Genomic DNA, 5,471 nt, shown 5'->3' on the forward strand with positions numbered 1-5,471 from the left:
CTGATCCGGTGTCGGCTGCGACGTCGGTTGTGATGTCGGTTGTGTGGTTGGCGCCTGCGTCGGTTGTGGCGTCGGTTGTAGCGTCGGCGGTGTGCTCGGCTGGGACGTTGGTTCCGCAGTCGGTTCCGGTGTCGGTGGTGTGGCCGGCACGGTCKGAGGCTGTGTGCTTGGCCGGGACGTCGGCGGGGGTGCCGGTTCCGAGGCTAGCGGCTGTGCGGGCTGCACGGGTGTCAGCGACGCCGGTAGCGACGCCTGTTGTGAGGCAGAGTGTGCCGGTGGCTGAGGTGCCGGTTGCGAGGCCGGCGGCGGGGTGGGCTGGGGCGTCGGTTGAGGTGCCGGCTGCGAGGTTGGCCCGGGCGTCGGCTGGGGGGCCGGCTGCGCGGTTGGCTGTGGGGTCGGCGTCGGCGTCGGCGGTGCGACCCGCGGAGGCGTCGGCTGATTCGGCCCGATGGTGTAGTTGGGCTGCGGGCCCGAACCGTTGACCCAAAGGGCCGCGGTCACCCTTCGGGCGTCGCCCGGCTCCAGCCACCAGAGCACCTGGACGTTGCAATGATAGACAACCGTGACGTTCGCGACGGCGCCCTGCGGCGGGACCGAGTGGATAGACGTGGCCGCTGTTTGCGTGGTCCAGATKAAATTCTGGTCGGCAGACATTCCCGCGGTGCCGTCAACCGTCACGTGCGCTATGCCATACAGGCCGTGCTGCGGGCAGTAACTGCCGTCAACTGCGAAGTTGACGACCTKGGTCGAGGTAGCTTGCGCTGTGTCTGCCGTCGCAGGAGKTGCCAACACTGCTGCGACGCCAAGAGCCGCAACCGAGGCAGGTCCAGACAACCACTTCATTGCACACCAGCTTTCGACGTCTGGCGGACACAGCCAGACGATCAAGATTGCCCCCAGCCGGCAAGGTTTCTCGATGAGGCTCCAGACGTTACCACCGGGTCCTGGCGGGCACCAGCGTAGGGAATACTTGCCTGCTGGCGCTCTAATACGTGTTTTACGCAGGTATTTCCACATACGCCCGGTCCGGGATGTCGGTGGCGTTGCGGGTTTCCTAGAGTCGTTCCCATGTCACGCCGGGACCCGGGAGCCGAATCCGCCGCAGGCGCCAGCGTTGCCCGGGAACGCCTGGCAGCGACGCTGGKACGTTCCGGGGACGAAGGGGGCGCCGGGGGAACGGGGGAGGCCGGGAACCACCGTCATGCCACCGACGCCGAATACCCGGGCACAGCGTCGGATGCTGGCAGGGCGGCGGCGCCCTCCCCGGGCTTGCTGGAGGTGCAGGCGCCCCCGCATGGTTTCCTCGCAGACCACGTGGGCGGACTCGCCGGGCACCGGCGGGAAGGACGGCCCCCGCTTTCCGCGCGGCTGCGGGCAAGGACAGGTGTKAGGGCAGCGGCTTTGCTGGGTGTCCTGGCCGCGGTGCTGGGCGGCTGCTTCTGGTGGCAGGCGGGCACCGGAGGCCCCCGGATGGCGCCGCTCAGCGAGTCCGCCCCCGCGACGGAGGCGCCGCCCGCCCAGTCGGCCGAGGCGGCCAGCGCGCCGCCGGGAGAGGATGCCAGCGGTGGGGCGGGAACAATMACGGTGCATGTCGCCGGTGCCGTGGCCAGGCCCGGGGTTATTCAGCTGCCAGCGGGGAGCCGGCTTCACGAAGCCATTGCCGCGGCTGGCGGGGCGACGGATGGCGCGGAGCCGGACCGGCTCAATCTTGCAGCCGTGCTGGAGGACGGCCAGAAGGTCCTCGTGCCGATACGCGGCGAACCCGATCAGGCCGGTGCGTCCGACGGCGGGGGCGCCCCGCTGCCGGGTTCCGGCGCAGCCGGCACGAGCCAAAGCGGCGGCGGCGGAAAGATCAACCTCAACACTGCCGGGCTCGAGGAACTGGGAACCCTCCCGCGCGTCGGGCCGGTCCTGGCACAGCGGATCGTGGACTGGCGGACGCAGCACGGGCGGTTCAAGACCGTGCAGGAGCTCGATGCGGTGGACGGCATAGGCCCGAAGTTGCTTGAGGCCCTGTTGCMGTTAGTGAGCGTCTGAAATGGCCCGGAGCGACCCTAACGTGCCCCGGAATGAAGCTGACACGGCGTGGCCAGGCGTGGAGGGGAGCACCGGGCGGGCTCCGGCGTCCGGAGGACGCAACCTCTGGCAGCGGTATGCCGACGCGGCCGTCCGCTCGCCGGCACACGGGGAAGCCGGTGACCCGGAGGCCGGCGCCGGGGTTCGAGGGTCCCGGACATCGCTGTTTCGGAATCGCGGGCTGCAGCCGGATTCCGGGCGCGGGCGCCCGGCGGAACGGCGCCCAAGGGAACGGCAACGGCGGGCGGATCTGCGCCTGGTGCCGCCGGCCCTTCTGGTGTGGGGGACCGCCGTCGCCGGCAACTGGCTGAATCCGGCGGAGCTGGCACTTCTCTGCGGCGGCATGGCGGCGGCCGCCGCAATGCTGCTGGTCGTGACGGGTCGTTMCCACGTTGGGCTACGCAGGGCTGGGCGTGGCGATACCGGCCGTGGAACCTTGCGGTATGGCCCGCGTCATGGGCCGGCGGCCGCGCGCAGCTTCCGCGCCACCCTGGCCATGGCCTTGTTGCTGTCCGTCGCGGCGGGCGCGCACGCCGCCGTCGAGTCATCCCGGCGGCATGACGGCGCGATTGCTGAGGCCGTGGCCGCCCGAGCAGCGGTGGTCGCGGAAGTGGAGGTTGCGGGCGCGCCGCGGCGGCTCAGGACCCCCGGAGCGAGCGGCCTGGCGKACCGCTGGKCGGTTCCCGTGACGCTAAAGGCCGTGACCTTCGACGGCCGAAGGATCGCCGGCGACGCCCGGTTCGTCGTCATGGGAGGAGCGGCGTGGGAGCACGCAGTTCCGGGCCAGCAGCTGCGCACMACCGGAAGACTGCGCGCCGCCGCGCCGGGGGAGCCCGAGGCGGGAACCCTTTCAACCACGTCCGCGCCCACGGTGCTGCGCGGCCCCKGGTTCTGGCAGCAAGMTCCCGGCGGGCTGCGCCGAAGTTTCACCGCCGCCGCAGCCCGGTTCGGGGGCGACGCGGGCGGGCTGCTGCCCGGGATGGTCACCGGCGACACCAGTGCCCTGAACGCGGAACTGGAAGAGGCCATGAAGACAGTCGGGATGACGCATCTGACCGCCGTCAGCGGCGCGAACTGCAGCCTGATCCTGGKGACGCTGCTGCTTACGGCTCGCACGCTGCGTMTGCCGCGTGTGGCCGCCGCAGCGGCCAGCCTCGCCGGGCTCGGACTGTTTGTCCTCATGGTCGGGCCGGACCCCAGCGTGCTGCGGGCCGMGCTCATGGGTGGCATCGGTCTCGCATCCATGGCGTCTGGCCGGGCAGGGCGTGGACTCAGCCTGCTCTGCGTTGCCGTCATAGGCCTGCTGCTGGTGCAGCCGGTCCTTGCGACAAGCTTCGGCTTTGTGCTCTCGGTCCTGGCCACGCTGGGAATTGTGATGACGGGCCGCCGCATCATGGACTGGGTTCCGGCGCCGTTGCCGCGTTGGGCCGCAGGTGGCGTGGCCGTACCGCTGTCCGCCCAACTCTTCTGTGGTCCGGTGATCGTCTTGCTGCAGCCGCAGTTCGGCGCCTACGCGTTGCCCGCCAACGTGGCTGCCGCGCCGCTCGTGGCGCCCGTAACGCTGCTCGGKACCGCAGCCGCAGCCGTTCTTCCTGTAGTCCCTGCCGCCGCCGAGCTTTTGATGGCCCCGGCTGCCGCCTTTGCCGTGGCAGTGGCGGGGATCGCACGCTTCTTCGCGGGCCTTCCGGGCGCCGCGCTGCCGTGGCCCGACGGAGGCTTTGGTGCGGCCACCATGGGCATGTTTTCCGCGACTGAGCTCGGCATCGTCTGGCTGGCCCTGCATCCCGCCGCGGTGGTTCGCGCGGCTCTGGCGGCACACGCCTGGACCGTCGCCGTCCTGGAGGGCTGGCCAACGGCGATGCGGGCCCTGGGGTCCGTCCGACGGTCCAGGCAGACCGCCCGGCAGACTGCCCGGCAGGGCGCGGGGTGCGGCTTGGAGCACCGGTCCGGGCATGGGACGCTTAGAGTCTGCAAACCAACTTCCGGGAGGAATCACGAGTGGCTGCTGCCCAGACCCCACGGCCCAGGACCTCGGCGACGAAGAGCACCACCTGGCGCGATGTGACACCTGCGGCTGTCGTCCTGGTGGGCGGCCCGGAGGACTACTTGGGCGCGCGTGCCATGGACCGTATCCGCGGGCAGGTCCGCGAGGCGGCACCCGACGTCGAAGTCACCCGGCTTAACGCCGCGAGCTACTCGGCCGGGTCGCTGGCCATGAACGTCAGCCCGTCACTCTTCGGCGAGCAGAAGCTTATCGAGATCGACGKACTCGAGGCGATGAACGATGCGTTCCTCGCCGATACCCTGAAGTATGTGGCACAGCCGGAGCCGGATGCCGTCCTGGTGCTCCGTCATGGCGGGGGAGTCCGCGGCAAGAAGCTACTGGATACGATCAAGGCCGGCGGCTGGCCGGTCGTTGACTGCCAGCCCCTCAAGAAAGACGCCGAGAAGATCGCGTTTGTCACGACCGAGTTCAAGGCAGCCTCCCGGCGCATCGAACCCGACGCCGTGCACGCCCTCGTCAACGCGGTTGGCGCGCAGCTCGCGGAACTCGCGGCCGCCTGCAGCCAGCTGATCGCTGACGCCACCACGGCCGTGGATGCCGCCATGGTGGACAGGTACTACGGCGGCCGGGTCGAAGCAACGGCTTTCAAGGTCGCCGATGCCGCGATGGCCGGGAACGGCCCTCTCGCCCTCTCCACGCTCCGCCACGCCCTGGACACCGGCGCGGACCCGGTACCGATCGTGGCGGCCCTCGCATCCAAACTGYGCTCCCTKGCAAAGGTGGCTGGCGCGCAGGGGTCGTCCTCGCAGATTGCGAAACAGTTGGGGATGCAGCCGTGGCTCGTTGAACAGGCCCAGAGGGAGGTCCGGCGCTGGACGCCCGAGGGGCTGGTCCGCTCCATCCAGGTCACCGCCGAGGCTGACGCGCAGGTCAAAGGCCTGTCCCGGKATCCCGTCTACGCCGTGGAACACGCCGTCACTGTGATTGCGACGTCTGTCCGAAGGTCCTGACGCCCGGGTGCGCGCCGCCGGCTCGCCAACGGCGGACCCGGCGTGGCGGGCGTTTCCAGTCAAACGCGGAACGGATCAGCCCGCGGCAGGACGGTGTGAGCCGAAGCGGTACTTGGCGCGMATCTAACAACGAAATTTCGCGCAACCAGTGCTGGAGGCTCCGATTTGAACCGGCCGAACCCGCTGAAACCGCCAACTGATCCCTCKAATTGGCTGCCTCCTTCGTCCAATAGTCATGAGTTCGGCTCCAATCGCGCCCAGAGGCGTCTCGCTTGCACGGGAACCACCTAGCAACGCCGTCGCCAGCGAATCTGGGCACCCTCGTGTTGCCGCGAACGTGGTTACCCCGGGGACCGGGTTCTTCCGGCCCGGCCGAGGGG

At 70.1% G+C, this 5,471-nt stretch carries 4 protein-coding genes; 3 read left to right on the forward strand and 1 reads right to left on the reverse strand.

From position 1 onward, the window contains the following. Positions 1-487, reverse strand: a 487-nt coding sequence (locus AC1DBQ_RS21250; protein WP_476930398.1) for a hypothetical protein, incomplete at its 3' end; no start/stop codon positions are given. A gap of 581 nt (positions 488-1,068) precedes the next feature. Here AC1DBQ_RS21250 and AC1DBQ_RS21255 point away from each other — a divergent pair. The 3 genes from AC1DBQ_RS21255 (at position 1,069) to holA (ending at position 5,091) form a co-directional block, all read left to right on the forward strand. Then, the gene (locus AC1DBQ_RS21255) at positions 1,069-2,037 is read left to right on the forward strand and encodes a ComEA family DNA-binding protein (protein WP_476930399.1); all 969 of its coding nucleotides are present in this window, start codon (positions 1,069-1,071) and stop codon (positions 2,035-2,037) included. A 298-nt stretch (positions 2,038-2,335) separates the two neighbouring features. Then, entirely contained in the window at positions 2,336-4,141 is a 1,806-nt protein-coding gene (locus AC1DBQ_RS21260) for a ComEC/Rec2 family competence protein (RefSeq protein WP_476930400.1), read from the forward strand. Next, on the forward strand, positions 4,075-5,091 hold the full coding sequence (holA, locus tag AC1DBQ_RS21265) for a DNA polymerase III subunit delta (protein WP_476930401.1): 1,017 nt from the start codon (positions 4,075-4,077) through the stop codon (positions 5,089-5,091). Before AC1DBQ_RS21260 ends, holA begins: the two co-directional genes overlap by 67 nt. Positions 5,092-5,471 lie beyond the last annotated feature (380 nt).

The sequence above is a fragment of the Arthrobacter sp. 10T413_2 genome (genome assembly GCF_056394205.1).